General features: G+C 69.1%; 22 protein-coding genes. 14 read left to right on the top strand and 8 right to left on the bottom strand.

The features are described from left to right. Positions 1-9: 9 nt before the first annotated feature. Both dnaJ and AC5Y4T_RS10260 read left to right on the top strand, forming a co-directional pair. A complete protein-coding gene (gene dnaJ / locus AC5Y4T_RS10255) occupies positions 10-1188 on the top strand; it encodes a molecular chaperone DnaJ (RefSeq protein WP_499917881.1) in 1179 nt (392 codons plus the stop codon). Continuing rightward, positions 1188-1583, top strand: a complete 396-nt coding sequence (locus tag AC5Y4T_RS10260; RefSeq protein WP_067358310.1) for a heat shock protein transcriptional repressor HspR — start codon at positions 1188-1190, stop codon at positions 1581-1583. Before dnaJ ends, AC5Y4T_RS10260 begins: the two co-directional genes overlap by 1 nt. Here AC5Y4T_RS10260 and AC5Y4T_RS10265 read toward each other — a convergent pair whose 3' ends face one another. Genes AC5Y4T_RS10265 through AC5Y4T_RS10275 form a run of 3 tightly spaced genes read right to left on the bottom strand, consistent with a single transcriptional unit; the run spans position 1584 to position 4146 of the window. Then, positions 1584-2486 (bottom strand): aldose 1-epimerase, encoded by a 903-nt coding sequence (locus AC5Y4T_RS10265; protein ID WP_499952923.1) that lies wholly within the window; start codon positions 2484-2486, stop codon positions 1584-1586. A gap of 2 nt (positions 2487-2488) precedes the next feature. Beyond that, positions 2489-3670: an FAD-binding oxidoreductase gene (locus AC5Y4T_RS10270; RefSeq protein WP_499952924.1), complete on the bottom strand. Its 1182-nt coding sequence runs from the start codon at positions 3668-3670 to the stop codon at positions 2489-2491. Between the two features lie 32 nt (positions 3671-3702). Beyond that, positions 3703-4146, bottom strand: a complete 444-nt coding sequence (locus AC5Y4T_RS10275) for a DUF3060 domain-containing protein (protein ID WP_499952925.1) — start codon at positions 4144-4146, stop codon at positions 3703-3705. Between the two features lie 120 nt (positions 4147-4266). Between AC5Y4T_RS10275 and clpB the strand changes: the two genes are divergently transcribed. The 8 genes from clpB to AC5Y4T_RS10315 all read left to right on the top strand — a co-directional run bounded on the left by clpB (position 4267) and on the right by AC5Y4T_RS10315 (position 13258). Then, positions 4267-6813: an ATP-dependent chaperone ClpB gene (gene clpB / locus AC5Y4T_RS10280; RefSeq protein WP_499952926.1), complete on the top strand. Its 2547-nt coding sequence runs from the start codon at positions 4267-4269 to the stop codon at positions 6811-6813. Positions 6814-6925: 112 nt separating this feature from the next. After that, positions 6926-7807 carry a trehalose monomycolate transport factor TtfA gene (gene ttfA / locus AC5Y4T_RS10285; RefSeq protein WP_499917887.1) on the top strand — a complete coding sequence of 294 codons (882 nt, stop codon included), beginning with the start codon at positions 6926-6928 and terminating at the stop codon, positions 7805-7807. 57 nt (positions 7808-7864) lie between these two features. Continuing rightward, positions 7865-8641, top strand: a complete 777-nt coding sequence (locus AC5Y4T_RS10290) for an SDR family NAD(P)-dependent oxidoreductase (RefSeq protein ID WP_499948126.1) — start codon at positions 7865-7867, stop codon at positions 8639-8641. Next, a complete protein-coding gene (gene pyrE, locus AC5Y4T_RS10295) occupies positions 8628-9167 on the top strand; it encodes an orotate phosphoribosyltransferase (protein ID WP_499917889.1) in 540 nt (179 codons plus the stop codon). The genes AC5Y4T_RS10290 and pyrE overlap by 14 nt, the downstream gene beginning before the upstream one ends. Before the next feature lie 36 nt (positions 9168-9203). Beyond that, on the top strand, positions 9204-10106 hold the full coding sequence (locus tag AC5Y4T_RS10300) for a hypothetical protein (protein ID WP_499952927.1): 903 nt from the start codon (positions 9204-9206) through the stop codon (positions 10104-10106). Further along, a complete protein-coding gene (locus tag AC5Y4T_RS10305; protein WP_499917891.1) occupies positions 10103-10750 on the top strand; it encodes a TrmH family RNA methyltransferase in 648 nt (215 codons plus the stop codon). Before AC5Y4T_RS10300 ends, AC5Y4T_RS10305 begins: the two co-directional genes overlap by 4 nt. A 26-nt stretch (positions 10751-10776) precedes the next feature. Beyond that, complete coding sequence (locus AC5Y4T_RS10310) at positions 10777-11916, top strand: glycoside hydrolase family 76 protein (protein ID WP_499917892.1); 1140 nt, start codon at positions 10777-10779, stop codon at positions 11914-11916. Continuing rightward, positions 11906-13258, top strand: a complete 1353-nt coding sequence (locus AC5Y4T_RS10315; protein ID WP_499952928.1) for a 3-oxoacid CoA-transferase — start codon at positions 11906-11908, stop codon at positions 13256-13258. Before AC5Y4T_RS10310 ends, AC5Y4T_RS10315 begins: the two co-directional genes overlap by 11 nt. Positions 13259-13270: 12 nt before the next feature. Here AC5Y4T_RS10315 and AC5Y4T_RS10320 read toward each other — a convergent pair whose 3' ends face one another. Then, positions 13271-13963, bottom strand: coding sequence for a VTT domain-containing protein (locus AC5Y4T_RS10320; RefSeq protein WP_499952929.1), 693 nt, complete (start codon positions 13961-13963; stop codon positions 13271-13273). A gap of 83 nt (positions 13964-14046) precedes the next feature. Between AC5Y4T_RS10320 and fbaA the strand changes: the two genes are divergently transcribed. After that, positions 14047-15078: a class II fructose-bisphosphate aldolase gene (gene fbaA, locus AC5Y4T_RS10325; RefSeq protein ID WP_499952930.1), complete on the top strand. Its 1032-nt coding sequence runs from the start codon at positions 14047-14049 to the stop codon at positions 15076-15078. A gap of 85 nt (positions 15079-15163) precedes the next feature. On the opposite strand, the gene AC5Y4T_RS10330 is transcribed toward fbaA, so the two are convergent. Then, the gene (locus AC5Y4T_RS10330; protein WP_499917897.1) at positions 15164-16033 is read right to left on the bottom strand and encodes an Rv0361 family membrane protein; all 870 of its coding nucleotides are present in this window, start codon (positions 16031-16033) and stop codon (positions 15164-15166) included. A gap of 120 nt (positions 16034-16153) precedes the next feature. Here AC5Y4T_RS10330 and AC5Y4T_RS10335 point away from each other — a divergent pair, with 120 nt between their 5' ends. Further along, complete coding sequence (locus tag AC5Y4T_RS10335; RefSeq protein WP_499952931.1) at positions 16154-16567, top strand: DUF3151 domain-containing protein; 414 nt, start codon at positions 16154-16156, stop codon at positions 16565-16567. 4 nt (positions 16568-16571) lie between these two features. Here AC5Y4T_RS10335 and AC5Y4T_RS10340 read toward each other — a convergent pair whose 3' ends face one another. The 3 genes from AC5Y4T_RS10340 to AC5Y4T_RS10350 are packed head-to-tail and all read right to left on the bottom strand — an operon-like array spanning position 16572 to position 18951. Beyond that, positions 16572-17468: a cation diffusion facilitator family transporter gene (locus AC5Y4T_RS10340; protein WP_499952932.1), complete on the bottom strand. Its 897-nt coding sequence runs from the start codon at positions 17466-17468 to the stop codon at positions 16572-16574. Positions 17469-17508: 40 nt separating this feature from the next. Beyond that, on the bottom strand, positions 17509-18291 hold the full coding sequence (locus tag AC5Y4T_RS10345; protein WP_499952933.1) for a site-2 protease family protein: 783 nt from the start codon (positions 18289-18291) through the stop codon (positions 17509-17511). 9 nt (positions 18292-18300) lie between these two features. Further along, positions 18301-18951, bottom strand: a complete 651-nt coding sequence (locus AC5Y4T_RS10350) for a peptidase M50 (protein WP_499953000.1) — start codon at positions 18949-18951, stop codon at positions 18301-18303. A 176-nt stretch (positions 18952-19127) separates the two neighbouring features. Here AC5Y4T_RS10350 and AC5Y4T_RS10355 point away from each other — a divergent pair, with 176 nt between their 5' ends. After that, complete coding sequence (locus AC5Y4T_RS10355) at positions 19128-20426, top strand: adenylosuccinate synthase (RefSeq protein ID WP_499952934.1); 1299 nt, start codon at positions 19128-19130, stop codon at positions 20424-20426. Beyond that, positions 20423-21070, top strand: a complete 648-nt coding sequence (locus AC5Y4T_RS10360) for a PaaI family thioesterase (RefSeq protein ID WP_499952935.1) — start codon at positions 20423-20425, stop codon at positions 21068-21070. Before AC5Y4T_RS10355 ends, AC5Y4T_RS10360 begins: the two co-directional genes overlap by 4 nt. Positions 21071-21088 lie beyond the last annotated feature (18 nt).

Below are 21088 nucleotides of genomic sequence, written 5' to 3' on the forward strand. Positions count from 1 at the left end.
TGACGCGACATGGCCCAGCGCGAATGGGTCGAAAAGGACTTCTATAAGGAGCTGGGCGTCTCCTCCGACGCCAGCCCCGAAGAGATCAAACGCGCCTATCGCAAGTTGGCGCGCGATCTGCACCCTGACGCCAACCCCGACAACCCGGCCGCCGGCGAACGCTTCAAAGCCGTTTCCGAGGCGCACAACGTCTTGTCGGATCCGGCCAAGCGCAAGGAATACGACGAAACCCGAAGGCTGTTCGCCGGCGGTGGTTTCGGCGGGCGCCGGTTCGACGGCGGCGGGTTCGGGGGCTTCAACGTCGGCGGTGACGGCGCTGAGTTCAACCTCAACGATTTGTTCGATGCCGCCGGCCGAAGCGGCGGCACCAACATCGGTGACCTGTTCGGCGGGTTGTTCGGGCGCGGTTCGGGCGCCCGTCCCAGCCGGCCGCGCCGCGGCAACGACCTCGAGACCGAAACCCAGCTGGATTTCGTCGAGGCGGCCAAGGGCGTGGCGATGCCGCTGCGGCTGACCAGCCCGGCACCGTGCACCAACTGCCACGGCAGTGGCGCGCGGCCGGGCACCAGCCCGAAGGTGTGCCCCACCTGCAACGGCTCCGGCGTGATCAACCGCAACCAGGGCGCGTTCGGCTTCTCCGAACCGTGCACCGACTGCCGGGGCAGCGGCTCGATCATCGAGCACCCCTGCGACGAGTGCAAGGGCACCGGCGTCACCACCCGCACGCGCACCATCAACGTGCGGATCCCGCCGGGCGTCGAAGACGGACAACGGATTCGGCTGCCCGGCCAGGGCGAGGCGGGTTTACGCGGTGCGCCGTCGGGTGACCTGTACGTGACCGTGCATGTGCGCCCGGACAAGGTGTTCGGACGCGACGGCGACGACCTCACGGTGACGGTTCCGGTCAGCTTCACCGAGTTGGCCTTGGGCTCAACCATTTCGGTGCCCACGCTGGACGGCAAAGTCGGTGTGCGGGTGCCCAAGGGCACGGCCGACGGTCGGATCCTGCGGGTGCGCGGACGCGGTGTGCCCAAGCGCAGCGGCGGCAACGGCGACTTGCTGGTGACCGTAAAGGTCGCCGTACCACCCAATGTGGAGGGTGCCGCCCAGGAGGCGCTGGAGGCCTACGCCGCCGCGGAGCGTTCCAGCGGCTTCGATCCGCGGGCCGGATGGGCGGGTAATCGCTGATGGCCAAGGGTTCGAGCAATTCACGAAAAGAGGACGCGCGGACCTTTTTGATCTCGGTGGCCGCCGAGCTGGCCGGCATGCACGCCCAAACGCTGCGCACCTACGACCGGCTCGGCCTGGTCAGCCCGCGCCGGACTTCCGGTGGGGGACGGCGGTATTCGGAGCACGACGTCGACCTGCTGCGTGAGGTGCAACGGCTCTCCCAAGACGAGGGGGTCAACCTCGCCGGCATCAAGCGGATCATCGAGCTGACCAATCAGGTCGAGGCGCTGCAGGCCCGGGTCAAGGAATTGACCGAGGAGCTGGCGCAGACGCGGGTCAGCCAGCGCCGCGATGTGGCGGTGGTGCCCAAGAGCACCGCGCTGGTGGTGTGGCAACCGCGGCGGGGACGCTGATCACACCCGGATCGAAAACTGCGTGACCGCCGGTTCGCCCGGGCGCGCGCAGCGGTAGTCGCCCCGGCGCAACGCGTCGGTGGGTGCGGTCATGGGCTCGAAGCACACGATGGTCTTCGTGGGGTCGTCGGGCGCCGGCGCGAAAATCTGCGCAGCCGGGTAGCCCTGCTCGAAATGCACCTCGATGCGCCGCCCGCCGCCGGACACCGCGAACACCGCGCCTTCGGCGACCTGGTCGTAAGCGTCGTCGAAAGTGTTGTCGCCCAATGCTTCTCGGCGCGCCGGCTGCGACTCGGAAACACCGGTCGGCAGGCCCTTGTCGTCGAGCCCCAGATGCCGCAACGGGGGTGTCTCGATGACCCAGTCGGTCCGCGGGGCGTCGGGCAGTTGCAGGTAGGGATGAAACCCGAAGCACAGCGGCACCGCCCGGTCGCCCGTCGCCGTGACCGTGGTCCGAACCGTCAGCGTCCGGTTGCTCAGCCGCGCCGTCACCTCCAGCACATGCGGGTACGGGAAGCTGGCCAGCAGTCGGGGATCGGCGCCGAAATTCAGTTCGGCGGTCAGCTCCTCAGCGTTCTCGGCCGTCACCCGCCACCCGGGGTAGGCGGCCAAGACCCCATGGATGGGTAGCCCGTTGGGGTCGGCACGCACGCCGTTTTCCCCCGGCGTCAGGGTGACCGTGACGTCCTGCGCGGTATAGGTGTTCTCGCCCAGCCGATTCGCCCACGGATACAGAATCGGGATGCCCATCGTCTTGCCGTCGGAGATGTAGGCGTCCAGGCCGCGGCGCTGGCCCAGCAGCTCGACGCCGGCGTCGCGCAGCGACGTGCCGATCATCCCCGCCCCGGGGACGAACTGGGCGACCAGCGGGGCCGAGGGATCGCGCAGGGTGACGATGTGCATGGCTACCTCCATAACGGGTCATGCTGAATGTGTTGGGGCGGAGCACCTTTGGCGGTCAGCGCGGCCTTGGTGGCGTTGACCATCGCCGGCCCGCCGCACACCAGGATCTGCCGGTCACCCCAGGCGCCGTACTTGGTCACCACGTCGGGCAGCCGCCCGATCTGGTGCACGTGCAGGCCACGCGGCGGCGTGACGTCGGGATAGTCGGCGGCCCACAACGGGTCGCTGTTGTACTCCGAGACCGGCGATACCGACAGCCACGGATTGTGCGAGGCGATCTGCCACAGGGTCGGCAGATCGTAGAGTTCGCAGCGGTATCGGGCACCGAAGAAGAGATGTATCCGCGGGTTCACCGCGAACCGCGACAGGTCCATGATCAGCGCCCGCAGCGGCGCCAGGCCCGTGCTGCCGGCGACCATCAGCACGTCCTCCCCGTCGCGGTCGACCCGCAGGCCGCCGTGCGGGCTGGACAGCCGCCACCGGTCGCCGCCGCGCGTTTCGTTGACGATCGCGGTGCTGACCAGGCCGCCGGGGACCAGGCGGACGTGAAACTCGATCCCGCCGCTCGGGTCGGCCGGAATCGCCGGGCTCAGGTACCGCCAGCGGTGCGGGCATTGGGGCACATGGACGTTGACGTATTGGCCGGGGTGGTAGTGCATCGGTTGATCGAGCTGCAGCCGGACCACCGCCAGATCCCGCGACACCCGCAGGTGCTCGATCACGGTGCCGTCCCACCAGGCGGGCCCCTCCTCGGCGTCGGCGGCGCCGCTCATCACCCCGGTGATCAGGTTCAGCGACTGCACGGCCGCCTCGTCGAGGGCATCGGTCCAGGCCGCGCCCACGTGGGCGCGCAGCGTCACCAGCAACGCCCGCCGCAGCGTCTCGTAATGCGGTGACAGCACACCGTATTTGCGGTGATCGCGGCCGAGTTGGGCCAGGAAGGCCACCGGCTCCTGCGTGCGCCGCGCGATCAGCTCGCCGTACACCCAGTGCATCGCGTGGCCGAAAGCTCGCCGCTGGGCGGCCATTTCGGGCGGGAACAGGTCGCGTACCGAGCCGTCGAGGGCGAACCAATGGGTGTAGAAGCGGTGGACGAGCTCGCCGGAACCACCGGCCGGCCCGGCACCCTCAGATGCGAAGGCATCGCGCAGCACCCGCAGTGCGTCGACGTCCTCCAGGCCCACGGGCCCCGATTCTAGGCTCGGCCGACGCTGACTCAGCCCTGTCGGACGATGTTGGTCGTCCCGACGTCGTCGATCTTGGGCGAACCCCAGTGGTACAGAACGACGTTGCCGGTGCCCGACGCGTTTACCGCATCGGTGCTGTCGACCGAGACGTGGTTCCCGCTGCCGGAGACGCTGACGCTGGTGCAGTGCCCGGTGAGGGTGACGGTGTTGTTCTTCCCGCTGACCGAGAGGTAGCCGGCGTGACAGGGGATGGTCTTCGTGGTGCCGGTCCCGCTGACCTGCAGCGTGCCGGCTTGAGGCACGGTGGTCGACGGGCTATCGCCGGTGAGATCGGTGTGCAATCCGACGATGACCAGGCCCGCGAGCGCCAGTCCGGCGGCCATCGCGGCGAGCCAGAACGCCCGCGGAACGCGACGCGGAGGTCTGGCGGGCTCGGCGTCGGCGTGGTCAGGTGGCTGCGTCGTCTGCGTCATCGGTACCGGGGTACCCCGAAGGGCATATTGCTCAAAACTCGGTAGAGTTGAGCGGAACAGACTCAACCTTGACGGCGTTGAACATGCGGACAAGCATTTTCTTCTACGAACGGAGGTGTCGTGGACTCTTTCAACCCGACCACCAAGACCCAAGCGGCGCTGACTTCGGCGCTGCAGGCGGCCTCGGCCGCCGGCAACCCCGAGATCCGGCCGGCGCACCTGCTGATGGCCCTGCTGACGCAGGCTGACGGCATCGCGGCTCCGCTGCTCGAGGCCGTCGGCGTCAACCCGGCCACCATTCGCGCCGAAGCCGAGCGCATCGTGGAACGCCTGCCGCAGGCCAGCGGCGCCAGCTCGCAACCGCAACTGTCGCGCGAGTCGCTGGCCGCCGTCACCACCGCGCAGCAGCTGGCCACCGAGATGAACGACGAATACGTCTCGACCGAGCACCTGCTGGTGGGGCTGGCCACCGGTGATTCCGATGTCGCCAAGCTGTTGACCGGCCACGGCGCCTCGCCCCAGGCGTTGCGCGACGGGTTCGTCAAGGTGCGCGGCAGTGGGCGGGTCACCAGCCCGGAGCCGGAGGCGACCTATCAGGCGCTGGAGAAGTACTCGACCGACCTCACCGAGCGGGCCCGCGAAGGCAAGCTCGACCCGGTCATCGGGCGGGACAACGAGATTCGCCGCGTCGTGCAGGTCTTGAGTCGTCGCACCAAGAACAACCCGGTGCTGATCGGTGAGCCCGGCGTCGGCAAGACCGCGATCGTGGAGGGCCTGGCCCAGCGCATCGTCGCGGGCGATGTGCCCGAGAGCCTGCGCGACAAGACCGTCATCAGCCTGGACCTGGGATCGATGGTGGCCGGGGCGAAGTACCGCGGCGAGTTCGAGGAACGGCTCAAGGCCGTCCTCGACGACATCAAGAACTCCGCCGGACAGATCATCACCTTCATCGACGAGCTGCACACCATCGTCGGCGCCGGAGCGAGCGGCGAGGGCGCGATGGACGCCGGCAACATGATCAAGCCGATGCTGGCCCGCGGCGAGCTGCGGCTGGTCGGCGCCACCACGCTCGACGAGTACCGCAAGTACATCGAGAAGGACGCCGCGCTGGAGCGCCGCTTCCAGCAAGTGCTGGTGGGCGAGCCCTCGGTGGAGGACACCGTCGGCATCCTGCGCGGGCTGAAGGACCGCTACGAGGTGCACCACGGGGTGCGCATCACCGACTCGGCCCTGGTGGCCGCCGCCACGCTGTCCGACCGCTACATCACCGCCCGCTTCCTGCCGGACAAGGCCATCGACCTGGTCGACGAGGCCGCTTCGCGTTTGAAGATGGAGATCGACTCGCGGCCCGTCGAGATCGACGAGGTCGAGCGGTTGGTGCGCCGCCTCGAGATCGAGGAGATGGCGCTGGCCAAAGAAGAGGACGAGGCGTCCAAGGAGCGGCTGGACAAGCTGCGCTCCGAGCTGGCCGACCAGAAGGAGAAGCTGTCCGAGCTCACCACCCGCTGGCAGAACGAGAAGAACGCCATCGACGTCGTGCGTGAGCTCAAGGAGCAGCTGGACACGTTGCGCGGGGAGTCCGAGCGCGCCGAGCGCGACGGCGACCTGGCCAAGGCCGCCGAGCTGCGCTACGGGCGCATCCCCGAGGTCGAGAAGAAGCTCGACGCCGCGCTGCCGCAGGCTCAGGCCCGCGAGAACGTGATGCTCAAGGAGGAGGTCGGTCCCGACGACATCGCCGACGTGGTGTCGGCGTGGACGGGCATCCCGGCCGGACGGATGCTCGAGGGCGAGACCGCCAAGCTGCTGCGCATGGAGGACGAACTGGGCCGGCGCGTCATCGGCCAGAAGAAGGCCGTGACAGCGGTCTCGGACGCCGTGCGGCGCTCCCGGGCCGGCGTCGCCGACCCCAACCGGCCCACGGGATCGTTCATGTTCCTCGGCCCGACCGGCGTCGGGAAGACCGAGCTGGCCAAGGCGCTGGCGGAATTCCTGTTCGACGACGAGCGCGCGATGGTCCGCATCGACATGAGCGAATACGGCGAGAAGCACTCGGTGGCCCGGCTGGTCGGCGCCCCGCCCGGATACATCGGCTACGACCAGGGCGGTCAGCTGACCGAGGCGGTGCGGCGGCGCCCGTACACCGTCATCCTGTTCGACGAGATCGAAAAGGCGCACCCGGACGTGTTCGACGTGCTGCTGCAGGTCCTCGATGAGGGCCGGCTGACCGACGGGCAGGGCCGCACCGTCGACTTCCGCAACACCATCCTGATCCTGACCTCCAACCTGGGATCCGGTGGCAGCGAGGAGCAGGTGATGGCCGCGGTGCGCTCGGCGTTCAAGCCGGAGTTCATCAACCGGCTCGACGACGTGATCATCTTCCACGGCCTGGAGCCCGGAGAGCTGGTGCAGATCGTCGACATCCAGCTGGTTCAGCTGCAGAAGCGGCTGGCTGCGCGCCGCCTCACGCTGGAGGTGTCGCTGCCGGCCAAGCAGTGGCTGGCCCATCGCGGATTCGACCCGGTCTACGGCGCCCGGCCGCTGCGCCGCCTGGTGCAGCAGGCCATCGGTGACCAGCTGGCCAAGATGTTGTTGGCCGGCGATGTGCACGACGGCGACACCGTTCCGGTGAACGTCAGCCCGGACGGCGACTCGCTGATCCTGGGCTGACCCCCGGGGGGACCATCGGCGGTCCGGCGATAGGTGGCTGGTGCCAGCTGTGATTGGGTTGTGACCTGGTCGCCTTCTATCTTCTTGGCCAATAGCAGATACCCTGTTTTGGATGGTCCCCCTCTGGTTCACGCTCTCCGCGCTGTGCTTTGTCGGCGCGGGGGTGTTGCTGTACGTCGACATCGATCGGCGGCGCGGGCGCAGCAGGCGCCGCAGGTCGTGGGCCCGGTCGCACGGGTTCGACTACGAAAACGAATCAGCCGACATCCTCAAGCGGTGGAAGCGGGGGGTGATGTCGACCGTCGGCGACGTCGCCGCCCAGAACGTGGTGCTGGGTCAGATCCGCGGCGAGGCCGTCTACATCTTCGACCTGGAAGAGGTCGCCACCGTCATCGCGCTGCACCGCAAGGTGGGCACCAACGTCGTGGTGGACCTGCGGCTCAAGGGGCTCAAAGAGCCACGGGAAAGCGACATTTGGCTGTTGGGTGCGATCGGGCCGCGGATGGTTTACTCCACCAATCTCGACGCCGCCCGGCGCGCCTGCGACCGCCGCATGGTCACCTTCGCGCACACCGCACCGGACAGCGCCGAGATCATGTGGAACGAGCAGAACTGGACGCTGGTGGCCATGCCGATCACCAGCACCCGCACCGAGTGGGACGAGGGATTGCGCACCGTGCGCCAGTTCAACGACCTGCTGCGGGTGCTGCCCCCGCTGCCGGAGGAGGCCCCGCAGGAGGCCGGGGCACCGTCGGGTCCGCGCAACGCCTCACCGAGCCGGCCGTTGGCGCCGGCGGGCCGCGCGGAGCTGCCGCCCCGGCGCGCGCAGCAGGACGTGGCGGGACTGCTGGGCCCCGACCTGCAGCCGGGTCGCCGCGCCGCCGAGCCGGTCCGGCGCGACCAGCCCCGGCCGGCCGATGGGCGCTCGGAAACCATCCGCCGTCCACCTCCCGCCGGGCGCAACGGCCACCAGGCCAACAACTATCAGCGCTGACGCCGGGCCCCGGGCACCTCAGGGCCCAATGCAGCCGCCGTCATTAGGATGTCGCTCATGCCCCGCCCCGTAGCCCTGATCACCGGGCCTACGTCCGGGATCGGCGCCGGATTCGCGCGACGCTACGCCGGCGACGGCTACGACGTGGTCCTGGTCGCCCGCGACGTCGACCGCCTGACCAAGTTGTCCGACGAGCTGCACCAACACTCCGGCAACGTCGAGATCCTGCCCGCGGACCTGGCCGATGCCGCCGGCCGTCAGCGCGTCTGCGACCGGCTCGCGGCCGGGGGAGTGCGCGTCCTGGTCAACAACGCCGGCTTCGGCACCTCCGGCGACTTCTGGTCGGCCGATCCCGCGCTGCTGCAGTCCCAACTCGACGTCAACGTCACCGCGGTCATGCACCTGACCCGCGCCGCCCTGCCGGCCATGCTGGATGCCGGCGAGGGCACCGTCATCAATATCGCCAGCGTCGCCGGGCTGGTGCCCGGGCGTGGGTCGACGTATTCGGCATCCAAGGCGTGGGTGATCTCGTTCAGCGAGGGCCTGTCGGTCGGCCTGCAGGGCACCGGCGTCTCCGTGCACGCGGTGTGCCCGGGCTACGTGCGCACCGAATTCCACGACCGCGCCGGGATCGACATGGCCAAGTCGCCGTCGTTCATGTGGCTCGAGGTCGACGACGTGGTCAGCCAGAGCATGGCCGATATCGCCCGCGGCAAGGTCATCAGCATTCCGGGACTGCAGTACAAAGCGATCATCGCCGCCGAGCGCCTGATTCCGCGGCCCCTGATGCGGGCGGTCACCAAACGAATCGGGAGCGGTCGTGGCCGGACCTGACCGCAAAGAGCTGGCCGAGCTGGTGTCCCGCCTGTCGGTGGTGCACGGGCGGGTCACGCTCTCCTCCGGCAAGGAGGCCGACTACTACGTCGACCTGCGGCGGGCCACGCTGCACCACCGCGCCTCGGCACTGATCGGCGCGCTGATGCGCGAACTGACCGGCGACTGGGACTACGACGTGGTCGGCGGCCTGACGCTCGGCGCCGACCCGGTGGCAACGGCCGTCATGCACGCACCGGGCCGCCCGATCGACGCCTTCGTCGTACGTAAATCGGCGAAAACCCATGGGCTGCAACGTCTTATCGAGGGTTCCGAGGTGTCCGGCAAGCGGGTGCTGGTGGTCGAGGACACCAGCACCACCGGCAACTCGGCGCTCACCGCAGTGCGCGCCGTCCAGGAGGCCGGCGGCGAAGTGGTGGGGGTGGCCACCGTGGTGGACCGCGCCACCGGGGCGGCCGAGGCCATCGAGGCCGAAGGCCTGCCCTACCGAAGTGTGCTCGGCCTCGCCGATCTGGGGCTGAGCTAGTTGCCGGCTGATCTTCGTAGCCCGGGCGGCTGACTCATGCGCGCCTTCCTTGCGCTCGCAGCCTGTTTAACGCTGTGCCTGGCCGGCTGCTCCTCCTCAGGCCAACCCGTGCGCCCCTTCGGCGCCCAGGGCGCGCGGCTCGGCGAATCGCTGGCCCTGCTGGGGTGGAACATGTCGGTGTCGAACCTGCGCTGGGACGGCGATTACGTGCTTGTCGACGTCGACGCCAGCGCGGCCTCGGCCAACGACCCGCACGCGAAACCCGAAGACATCCGCTTCGGGCTCTACGGCGCGCTGGCCCACCCCCTGGAGGCCGCCGGCCTGGGCAGCTGTGACACCGCGAAGACCAGCGTGCGCGACATTCCCGCGCCCCTGTCGGCGCCGCGTGACCGGCTCACGGGCACGGTTTGCCTTGGGCCGCTGAAGGATCGGAGTCAGGTGCGCGGTATCTACGCCTACTCGCCGCGCGACCGGATTCCGAACAGCTCGTCGGCCTACCCGGTTGCCTTCCCGGTCGGACTGCTGCCCACCAACGCCAACGACAGCGGCGGCCTGGCCGTCAAGACCATCAGCCTGTCGGCGTGGCGGGCCGACGGCATCCCGGTGACCAAGGCGCAGCTGGGCGACCCGGGAGCGTTCACCGGCAACGGCTACATGCTGCTCGGGCTGGAAGCCACCGCCGTCGCGGCCCGCTACCGCGACGAGTCCGTCAAACGCGGGGGGCCCATGATGCTGCTGGCATCGCCGACCCTGCCCGCCCCGGGACTGAACCCGGCCTGCGCGACCTACGGGTCGTCGGTGCTGATCCTGTCCGACGCCTCGTTGGACGCGGTGCACGTCAACGCGTCGCTGTGCACCCAGGGCGAGATCAACGACGCGTTGCTCTACGCGACGCTGGCCATCGACGGCACGCACGCCGGCGTGTGGACGCCGCGATGAGCGGCCCGGGCCCCACCGAGTGGGCGCCGACACCGCCGGCCGGCGTCGGGCCGTGGCCGGGCGAGCCGCCGGACGACCCGCGGTATGACCCAGTCCTGTTGCGCGAGGGCGACACCCGCAACGTCGTCGACGCCTACCGGTACTGGACCCGGGAAGCGATCATCGCCGACATCGACCGGCGCCGGCATCCGCTGCACGTGGCGATCGAGAACTTCGGTCACGACGCCAACATCGGGTCGGTGGTGCGCACCGCGAACGCCTTCGCGGTGCACACCGTGCACATCGTGGGGCGCCGCCGCTGGAATCGCCGGGGTGCCATGGTGACCGATCGCTATCAACGCTTGTGCCACCACGACAGCACCGCCGAGCTGCTGGACTTCGCGACCGCCGCCGGCCTGACCGTGGTCGCCGTGGACAACGTCCCGGGCGCGGCGCGGCTCGAGGAGGCCGCGCTGCCGCGCGAGTGTCTGCTGGTGTTCGGCCAGGAGGGGCCGGGCATCACCGACGACACCCGCACGGGCGCGACGCTGACGGTGTCGATCGCGCAGTTCGGCTCCACGCGCAGCATCAACGCCGGCGTCGCCGCCGGCATCGCCATGCACGCCTGGGTCCAGCAGCACGCCGACCTGTCCCGCGCCTGGTGAAACCCGATGGGGCAGGATCGACAGCTATGGATCAGCTCTGGGTCAACCGCGCGGCCAGCTGCGAAGCCGCTGTCACGCAACGACATCTGAAGCGGTTGTGGGGGCTGCCCGCCACTCAGCTGGGGGTGGTGGCCTGGCCGCCGACGCGGCGTGACCGCTGGTTCGGCACCTGGCACTACTGGTGGCAGGCCCACCTGCTGGATTGCCTGATCGACGCCCAGGCGCGCGATCCGCAGCCGCACCGGCGTGCCGAGATCAACCGGCAGGTCCGCTCGCACCGGCTGCGCAACAACCTCTCGTGGATCAACAGCTACTACGACGACATGGCCTGGCTGGCACTGGCGCTCGAACGCGCCGCCCGGATCGCCGGCGTGCAGCGCCGGCGCGCCTTGCCCAAGCTGGCCAACCAATTCGTCCGGGCATGGGTGCCCGAGGACGGCGGCGGCATCCCGTGGCGAAAGTCCGACCAGTTCTTCAACGCCCCGGCCAACGGCCCCGCCGGAATCTTTCTCGCCCGCTACGGGGACCATCTGAAACGTGCTGAGCAGATGGGCAATTGGATCGACCAGACGCTGATCGACCCGGAGACGCACCTGGTGTTCGACGGCATCAAAGCCGGCTCGCTGGTGCGCGCGCAGTACACCTACTGCCAGGGCGTGGTGCTGGGCCTGGAGACCGAACTCGCCGCCCGCACCGCGGTCGAGGTCAGGCAGCGCCACGCCGCCCGGGTGCACCGGCTGGTCGCGGCGGTGGACGAACAGATGGCGCCGGCCGGGGTGCTGGCCGGGGCCGGCGGCGGGGACGGCGGCCTGTTCGCCGGGGTGACCGCGCGGTACCTCGCGCTGGTGGCCACGGCGCTGCCGGGGGAGGCGGCCGACGACGTGCTGGCCCGCGACAACGCCCGGCGGATCGTGCTGGCCAGCGCGAAGGCGGCCTGGGACAACCGGCAGACGGTGGACGGGCTGCCGGTGTTCGGCCCCTTCTGGGACCGCGACGCCCAGCTGCCCACCGCGGGCGGCAAACAGGCGGAGTTCGTCGAGGGAGCGGTGATGGCGTCCGAGGTCCCCGAGCGGGACCTGTCGGTGCAGCTGTCGGGCTGGATGCTCATGGAGGCCGCCTGTAACGTCTCCGCCGAGTCGAAGAACAGGAGCCCCGGTGAGCAATAAAGTCCACCCCGACGCGGAGTCGGCCCTGCACGGCCTGCTGAAAGACGGCATCACCGTCGCCGCGGGCGGGTTCGGCCTCTGCGGCATCCCCGAGAAACTGATCCAGGCTCTGGTCGACAGCGGCATCAAGGACCTCACCATCGTCGGAAACAACGCCGGCGTAGACGATTTCGGCATGGGTCTGCTGCTCAAGGGCCGGCAGGTGAAGAAGGTGATCGCCTCCTACGTGGGCGAGAACAAGGAGTTCGAGCGCCAGGTGCTGGCCGGCGAGCTGGACCTGGTGCTGACGCCGCAGGGCACGCTCGCGGAGAAGCTGCGCGCCGGCGGCGCGGGCATCCCCGGCTTCTACACCCGCACGGCCTTCGGCACCAACCTCGCCGACGGCAAGGACACCAGGGTCTTCGACGGCACCGAATACGTTCTGGAAGAAGGCATCCGGGCCGACGTCGCGATCGTCAAGGCGTGGAAGGGCGACACGGCCGGCAACCTCGTCTACCGCAAGACGGCACGCAACTTCAACCCGATGATCGCCACCTGCGGCGCGATCACGGTGGCCGAGGTGGAAGAGCTGGTCGAGGTCGGCGAGCTGGACCCAGACTTGATCCACACCCCCGGCATCTACGTCGACCGCATCATCGCGGGCACCGGCTACGAGAAACGCATCGAGTTCCGCACCACGAGCGGTGGCGCCGCGCTGAAGAACGACAGCCCCATCCGCGAGCGGATGGCCCAGCGCGCCGCCCAGGAATTGCGCGACGGCTTCTACGTGAATCTGGGCATCGGCATTCCGACGTTGGTCGCCAACTTCATCCCCGCGGGCATCAAGGTCACGCTGCAATCAGAAAACGGCTTGCTCGGCATCGGGGCCTACCCGAGCGAGGACACCGTCGACCCCGATCTCATCAACGCGGGCAAGCAGACCATCACCAGCCTGCCCGGGTCCAGCTTCTTTTCCAGCGCCGATTCCTTCGCGATGATCCGCGGCGGCCACATCGACCTGTCCATCCTGGGCGCCCTCGAGGTCGCCGAAAACGGCGACCTGGCCAACTGGATGGTGCCGGGCAAGATGGTCAAAGGGCCGGGCGGCGCAATGGATTTGGTCTCCGGCGTCAAGCGCGTGATCGTGTTGATGGACCACACCGCGAAAGACGGCAGCCCGAAAATCCTCAGTCAGTGCACGCTGCCACTGACCGGCAAGAACGTGGTCGACATGATCGTCACGAACCTGTGTGTGTTCGACGTCGAGCCGGGACGGGGGCTGGTGCTCACCGAGTTGCAGCCCGGCGTCACGGTGGAGGAAGTACGCGCCAAGACGGGCTGTGACTTCAACGTCGCGGTCTGACCCCGCGGCAGGCTACTCGGCCGCCGGCAGCCGTTCGGCTTCCCGGTCGTCTGTGTTCTGCGCGCGCCGTCGCCCCCGATAGCTTCGCCAGGCGGCGATGAACGCCGGCATCAGGGAGACGAAGAGGATGGCCAACAGGATCTTCTGCAGGTTGTGGTGCACGAACGGCACGTTGCCCATGAAGTAACCAGCGAGCGTGACACCGCCGCCCCACAGGACGCCGCCGACGATATCGAAGCCCAAAAACACCGGGTAGCGCATGTAGGAGACCCCGGCGACCGGCGGGACGAACGTCCGCACGAAGGGCGCGAACCGGGCCAGGATGATCGCCCAGGGCCCATATCTCTCGAAGAACGCGTGCGACTCCGTCACGTAGTGCTTCTTGAAGAACCGCGAGTCTTCCTTCTTGAACAGCGCCGGGCCGATCCGCCGCCCGATCCAATACCCCGTCTGGTCGCCGAGTATGGCGACGGTCGCGACGGCGGGGGCCAGCACCCAGATGCTGGCCGGCGGGTTCGGGTGCGCGGCCAGCAGGCCGCCGGTGAACAGCAGCGACTCGCCGGGCAGCAGCGGAAACAGCAGCCCGGTCTCGATGAAGACGATGACCAGGATGCCGGGCAGCACCGCGGACCCGAAGACGCCATCGGCGCCCAACCAATACATCGGGTCGAAGATGTCGGGCAGGGCCGTCACGGCGGTGCTCATGATCCCTCAACATACCGGCCCCGGGTGAGCCGCCGAGCCACCTGGACGATACTGAGGGGACCCGGCCGCAGAAGGGGGTTGCCATGCCCATCGCCACGCCCGAGGTTTACGCCGAGATGCTGCGACGCGCCAAGGAGCATTCGTACGCCTTCCCGGCGATCAACTGCACGTCGTCGGAGACCGTCAATGCGGCCATCAAGGGGTTCGCCGACGCGGGCAGCGACGGGATCATCCAGTTCTCCACCGGCGGCGCGGAATTCGCGTCCGGGCTGGGCGTCAAGGACATGGTGGCCGGTGCGGTGGCGTTGGCCGAGTTCACCCGTTCCATCGCGGCCAGGTACCCGATCAACGTTGCGCTGCACACCGACCATTGCCCCAAGGACAAGCTGGACACGTATGTCCGCCCGCTGCTGGCGATTTCGGCCGAACGGGTGGCCGGGGGCCAAGATCCGCTGTTCGGGTCGCACATGTGGGACGGTTCGGCCGTGCCGATCGACGAGAATCTTCACATCGCTCGGGAACTGCTCAAGGACGCGGCGGCGGCCAAGATCATCCTGGAGATCGAGATCGGCGTGGTGGGTGGCGAGGAGGACGGCGTCGCCCACGAGATCAACGACAAGCTCTACACCTCGCCGGACGACTTCGAGAGGACCATCGATGCGCTGGGCCACGGCGAGCACGGCAAGTACCTGCTCGCCGCCACCTTCGGCAACGTGCACGGTGTCTACAAGCCCGGCAACGTCAAGTTGCGCCCCGACATCCTGGCGCAGGGGCAGAAGGTGGCGGCCGCCAAGCTGGGGCTGCCCGGGGACGCCAAGCCGTTCGACTTCGTCTTCCACGGCGGTTCCGGTTCGCTGGCGTCGGAGATCGAGGAGTCGCTGCGCTACGGGGTGGTGAAGATGAACGTCGACACCGACACCCAGTACGCGTTCACCCGGCCCATCGCCGGCCACATGTTCGCCAATTTCGACGGCGTGCTCAAGGTGGATGGCGAGGTCGGCGTCAAGAAGGTCTATGACCCGCGCAGCTACCTGAAGAAGGCCGAGGCGTCGATGTCCGAGCGAGTGGTCCAGGCCTGCACCGACCTGCACTGCGCCGGAAGGTCTGTCAGCTGATCAATCGCTTGAGCGTGAAGTCAGCTTCACGCTCGGCGCCCACTGTGAAGCCAGTTTCACGCTCGGCGGAGCGACCTGGCAGCACCTAGCTGGCGGACTGGCAGACCTTCCACTGGTCGTCGCGATATTGCAGATCCATGCTGCGGGTCGAGCGTAGCTGCGGGTCGTAGGCCATGAACGTGGTGACGTTGGCCTCGGCGTGCTGGCCGTTGACCACCACCTGGTCGATGCTGGCGATCACCGGATACTGCTTGGCCGCCGACACCCGGCGATAGGTTTCGTCCCACGCGTGTTCGTCGTAATCGGCGTAGCCGTCGCGGGTGGTGCCGCACGTGATGGTGCGCAGCGTGGTCAGATCACCCCGCTGGATCGCGACGTCGAAGTTCTGAATGGTTTGCCGAACCTGGTCTTCCCGCGAGGCATTCGAGTGTTTGCCCCGGGTGAGCAGCACCGTGCCCAGGATCGCGATGGCCGCCAACGCCAAGACGATCACGACCAGCGCCAGTATCCAGCCCCAGTTGAATTGCCGCGACGTGCGCAGCTTCCCGCCGAGCCGGGGTGGGATCGATTGCGGGACAGCGGCTTTGGGCGGCACGCCGAACTGCGCGGTGCCGTCCTGTCCGGGCGGGGCCCCGAAGACCTCGGTGGCGGGCTCCGGCGTGGTGGCGATGACGGTGGTCTCTTTGGCGTCGAAGCCCGGCGCGGTGAAGCGACGTTCGCGCTGCGGCCCGTCCGGTGTTTCTTCGGGGCCGCTCTGCGGCTCGGGCCTGTTGATGACCTCGGTTTCGGTCTCGGGATCGCTGGGGACCAGGGGAACGCCCTCGGTGGCGTCGTCTCCGGTTTCGAAGCCGGACTCGGCCCCCCACTCGTCGCCCGGTTCGCTGCGAGACTCGCGTGGGTCGAACCCGGGCCGTTTCGGTGCGCCGCCGCGGTCGGGATCGGATCGTTTGGGCATGAGTACTACTGTCCTCCCGCTTCGTCGGGTAGTTGCAGAGCTTAGCGACCGGGTACCCCGCTTCCGGCGTTGGCCGAGGTGCGTCACGCGGGCAAAAGGGGCGAGCTGCAGAATAGAGCCATGTCGCCGATGGGAGACCTGCTAGGACCCGACCCGATCCTGCTGCCCGGGGATACCGATGCCGAGGGGGAACTGCTCGCTGGGGAGGAGGCCGGCATCGTGGCCGCCGCGCATCCGACGGCGTCGGTGGCCTGGGCGATGCTGGCCGAGGAGGCGCTGGCCGACGAGCGGGCCATCACCGCGTACGCCTATGCCCGCACCGGCTACCACCGCGGCCTGGACCAGTTGCGGCGAAACGGCTGGAAGGGCTTCGGCCCGGTGCCTTATTCGCACGAACCCAACCGCGGGTTCCTGCGGTGCGTGGCGGCCCTGGCGCGCGCCGCCGACACCATCGGTGAAACCGACGAGTACTCGCGCTGCCTGGACCTGCTCGACGATTGCGACCCCGAAGCGCGTAAGGCGCTGGGGCTCTAACGCCTTAAAAGCTGTCCGAACAATCGTTGTCGTCCGGGCAGTCGATCTGGACGGTGGCGTGCTCCAGTCCGCGAGCCGATAACACCGCGCGCGCGTCATGCAGCACCCGCGCGGAGTCGCCGGCGCTGATCAAGTGTGCGGTGCACATGTCCTTGCCGGGCGAAAGCGTCCACACGTGCAGGTCGTGCACGTCGCTCACCCCGTCGACGGCGCCGAGCGCGGCGCGCAGTTCCTCGACGTCGATATGGGCCGGCGACGATTCGGACAGGATCCGCAGCGCGTCGCGGGCCAGCGCGACGGCCCGGGGCAACACCCAGAGCGCCACCAGCACCGCCACCACCACATCGGCGTAGGGCCAGTGCGTGGTCACGGTGACCACCCCGGCGATCAGGACGCCCAGGCTGCCCACGGTGTCGGCGACGACCTCCAGGTAGGCGCCCTTGACCGCCAGGCTGCCCGACGAATGGGAACGCAACAGCAGCGCGACCACGAAGTTGGCGGCGAGCCCGGCCAGCGCGACGACGATCATCGGCACACCGGGGACGGCGGGCGCTTCGCGCAGCCGCCGGATGGCCTCGTACAGGATGAACAGCGCCACGCCGATCAGCAGGCCGGCGTTGGCGACGGCCGTGAACACCTCGGCGCGATGCCAGCCGTAGGTGCGGGCGGGCGACGAGCTGCCGCGGCGCGCCAGGCTCACGGCGGCCAGTCCCATGAAGACGGCCACGACGTCGGTCAGCATGTGGCCGGCGTCGGCCAGCAGCGCGATCGAGTTGATCAGCAGCGAGGTGACCAGCTCCACCACGAAGAACGCCGCCAGGATTGCCGCGGCCGTGATCATGCGCGGGATCAGCCGAGCATCGTCCGCGCCGGCGGGGGTGTGGTTGTGGCCTGCGCCCATGGGCCGAAATATATGCGCAGAAACGCATATATGGCAAGGGTCAGAACCAGCGGCTCCAGAAGCGGGTCAGCGCGTTGCCCCAGCCCACCAGCACATCCGGCACGCCGGACAGGTCGAACAAGGACAACACGAGCCCGAAGAACCATTGGTTGAGCACCGGCGCCAGCAGCAGGAACAGCAGGATGACGAAGCCCCACTGCTTGGCCGGCGCCAGCGCCCGCTGGGTCTGGGGACTCAGATGCGGTTCCAGCGCGTCGTATCCGTCCAGGCCGGGGATGGGCAGCAGGTTCAGCAACACGGCGGTGAGCTGAAGAAACGCCAGGAACGCCACCCCCGACCACAGCACCACGTGCGTGGGGTCGAAGAACAACCGCGTCGTCACCAGCAGCAGCACCGCCAGCACCAGGTTGGCCGCCGGGCCCGCCAGGCTGACCATGGTGCGCCGTGCAGGGGTCATGAACCAGGTCCGCACATAGACCGCCGCGCCGGGCAGGCCGATCCCGCCCAGCAGGATGACCACCATGGGCAGCAACAGCGACAGCGCGGGATGGCTGTAGCGGCGCGGGTCCAGCGTCAAATAGCCGCGCACCGCGGCGTCGTGATCGCCGAACCGCCAGGCGGTCACCGCGTGCCCGAATTCATGCAGACACAGCGACACCAGCCAGCCGGCGATGACGAAGATGAACACGCCGGCATAGGCGAGCGGCCGGGTGCTGATCCCGGCCGACCAGGCGAGTGCGGCGCCGACGCCAGTCAGCCCGATCAGGCCCAGGAAGATCGGGCTGGGCCGTACCGATTCGTGTTGGGAGGCAGGGATGCTCACCGATCGAAACTAGCCGACCAACAGCCAGCCTTCGACGTTGCGGTAGAACGCCGAGCGGCGGGCGGCACGCGCCGCGGGAACGCCGTCGCGCAGCACGGCGACACCGGTGCTCCCCAGCTGGGCGGCCCGGCCGGTGACCCATCGACGCCAGAGTCGGCCTGGGCCGCGGCCCGCGACCGCCGCGCGCAGGCCCGGCGCGGCCGGCATCGGCTCGATCCACACGCCGCCGACGTCGCCGTCGAACAGCGTGGTGTCGTCGACCACCGCCTCGCCGTGGATCCAGCGCGCGCCATCCGGCGGCAGCCAGCAGGCCCGCCCGACCACCACCGACCCGGTCTCGTCGCGGATCAGCGTCACCCGCCGGGCCGAGCCGCGCCGGGCCCGCCGCGCGGCCCGGAATCCGGCCGGCAGGCGGTAGATCCGGGTCGCCCGGGTACGGCGGCGCGGCACGTAGGCCACCTCGACGTCCAACCGCTCGGCCCGCAGCAGCCGGGTCAGCACGGCGGCCAGCTCGGCGTCGCCGCCCAGCACGACCAGCCGCCGGAACGCCCCGATGGCGGCATCGATGGCTTCCGGGTCGCCGGTGCCGTCGGCGCGGACGAGGGCCAGGCCGGCGAGCGGCCGTGGCACCCGGCGGTCGCCGAACACCACCACGGCCATGTCCGCGATGTCGGCGCCCGCCTCGACCGGCTCGGTCATGCCTTTCTCGCCACCTCCTGGCTTAAGCTGATTTGCCCGGCTCCACAGCCGGCCACCGGTGGCCCGCGCGGTCACCAGGCTAGGGTGGGTCACCGGCTGGACCACAATACGCAGGCGAGATCAGGTGGGAGCGTGTCATGCCGGCAATCGTCCTCATCGGCGCCCAGTGGGGCGACGAGGGCAAAGGTAAGGCCACCGATTTGCTCGGTGGGCGCGTTCAGTGGGTGGTGCGCTACCAGGGCGGCAACAACGCCGGGCACACCGTCGTCTTGCCCACCGGCGAGAACTTCGCGCTGCACCTGATCCCGTCGGGAGTGCTGACCCCCGGTGTCACCAACGTCATCGGCAACGGCGTGGTGGTCGACCCCGGCGTGCTGCTGGACGAGCTGAAGGGCCTCGAGGACCGCGGCGTCGACACCTCCAAGCTGCTCATCTCCGCCGACGCGCACCTGCTGTTGCCCTACCACGTGGCCATCGACAAGGTCACCGAGCGCTACATGGGAAACAAGAAGATCGGCACCACCGGCCGCGGCATCGGTCCCTGCTACCAGGACAAGATCGCGCGCATCGGCATCCGGGTCGCCGACGTGCTTGATCGGGAAGTGTTGACGCACAAGGTCGAGGCCGCGCTGGAACTGAAGAACCAGATCCTGGTCAAGATCTACAACCGCAAGGCGCTGGATCCGCACCAGGTGGTCGAGGCCCTGCTCGAGGAGGCCGAGGGCTTCAAACACCGCATCGCCGACACCCGGCTGCTGCTCAACACCGCGCTGGAGGCCGGGGAGACCGTGCTGCTGGAGGGCTCGCAGGGCACGCTGCTCGACGTCGACCACGGCACGTATCCGTATGTGACGTCGTCGAATCCGACGGCCGGCGGCGCCGCCGTGGGTTCCGGAATCGGTCCCACCCGGATCACCGCCGTGCTCGGGATCCTCAAGGCCTACACCACCCGCGTGGGCTCGGGGCCGTTCCCCACCGAGCTGTTCGACGAGAACGGCGAATACCTGTCGAAGACGGGCGGCGAATTCGGCGTCACCACCGGACGGCGCCGGCGCTGCGGCTGGTTCGACGCCGTCATCGCCCGCTACGCCACCCGGGTCAACGGCATCACCGACTTCTTCCTGACCAAGCTCGACGTGCTGTCCAGTCTGGAAACGGTCCCGGTGTGCGTCGGCTACCGGATCGACGGTCAGCGCATCCACGAGATGCCGATGACGCAGAGCGACCTGTCGCGCGCCGAACCCGTCTACGAGGAACTGCCCGGCTGGTGGGAGGACATCTCGCAGGCAAGGGAATTCGACGACCTGCCCGCCAAGGCGCGCGACTACGTGCTGCGGCTGGAAGAGCTTGCCGGAGCGCACATTTCGTGCATCGGTGTGGGACCCGGACGCGAACAGACCATCGTGCGCCGCGACGTCCTGGCGGCCCGTCCGTGACGGATGCCGCTGCCGATCCCAAGGACCTCGACCCCGAATACACCCATCACGGCGGCTTCCCGGAATACGGGGTGGCCGACCCCGGCCCGGGATTCGGGCGATTCGTGGCGGCCATGCGGCGACTGCAGGACCTCGCCGTGTCGGCCGACCCCGGCGACGAGCTTTGGGACGACGCCGCCGATCGCGTCACGGCCCTGACCGACCTGCTCGGCCCGTTCCAGGCCGCCGTCGAGGGTCAGGCCCCGGCCGGGCGGACGCCGGGCTTGCCCGGCATGGGCAGCCTGCTGTTGCCGCCGTGGACGTTGACGCGATACGAGCCCGACGGCTGCGAAATGCGCGGCCATTTCACCCGGTTTCACGTCGGGGGCAACCACGCGGTGCACGGCGGCGTGCTGCCGCTGTTGTTCGATCACATGTTCGGGATGGTCTCGCACGCCTCGAACCGCCCGATCAGCCGGACGGCATTCCTGCACGTCGACTACCGCAAAATCACCCCGATCGACGTGCCGTTGGTGGTGCGCGGACGGGTTACCAGCACCGAGGGGCGCAAGGCGTTCGTGTCCGCGGAACTCCTCGACGACGCCGGCGCGCTGCTGGCCGAGGCCAATGGCCTCATGGTGCAGCTACTCCCAGGCCAGCCCTAGCTCGGCGGTGCATCGCGG

The organism is Mycobacterium sp. NGS11 (genome assembly GCF_059813315.1).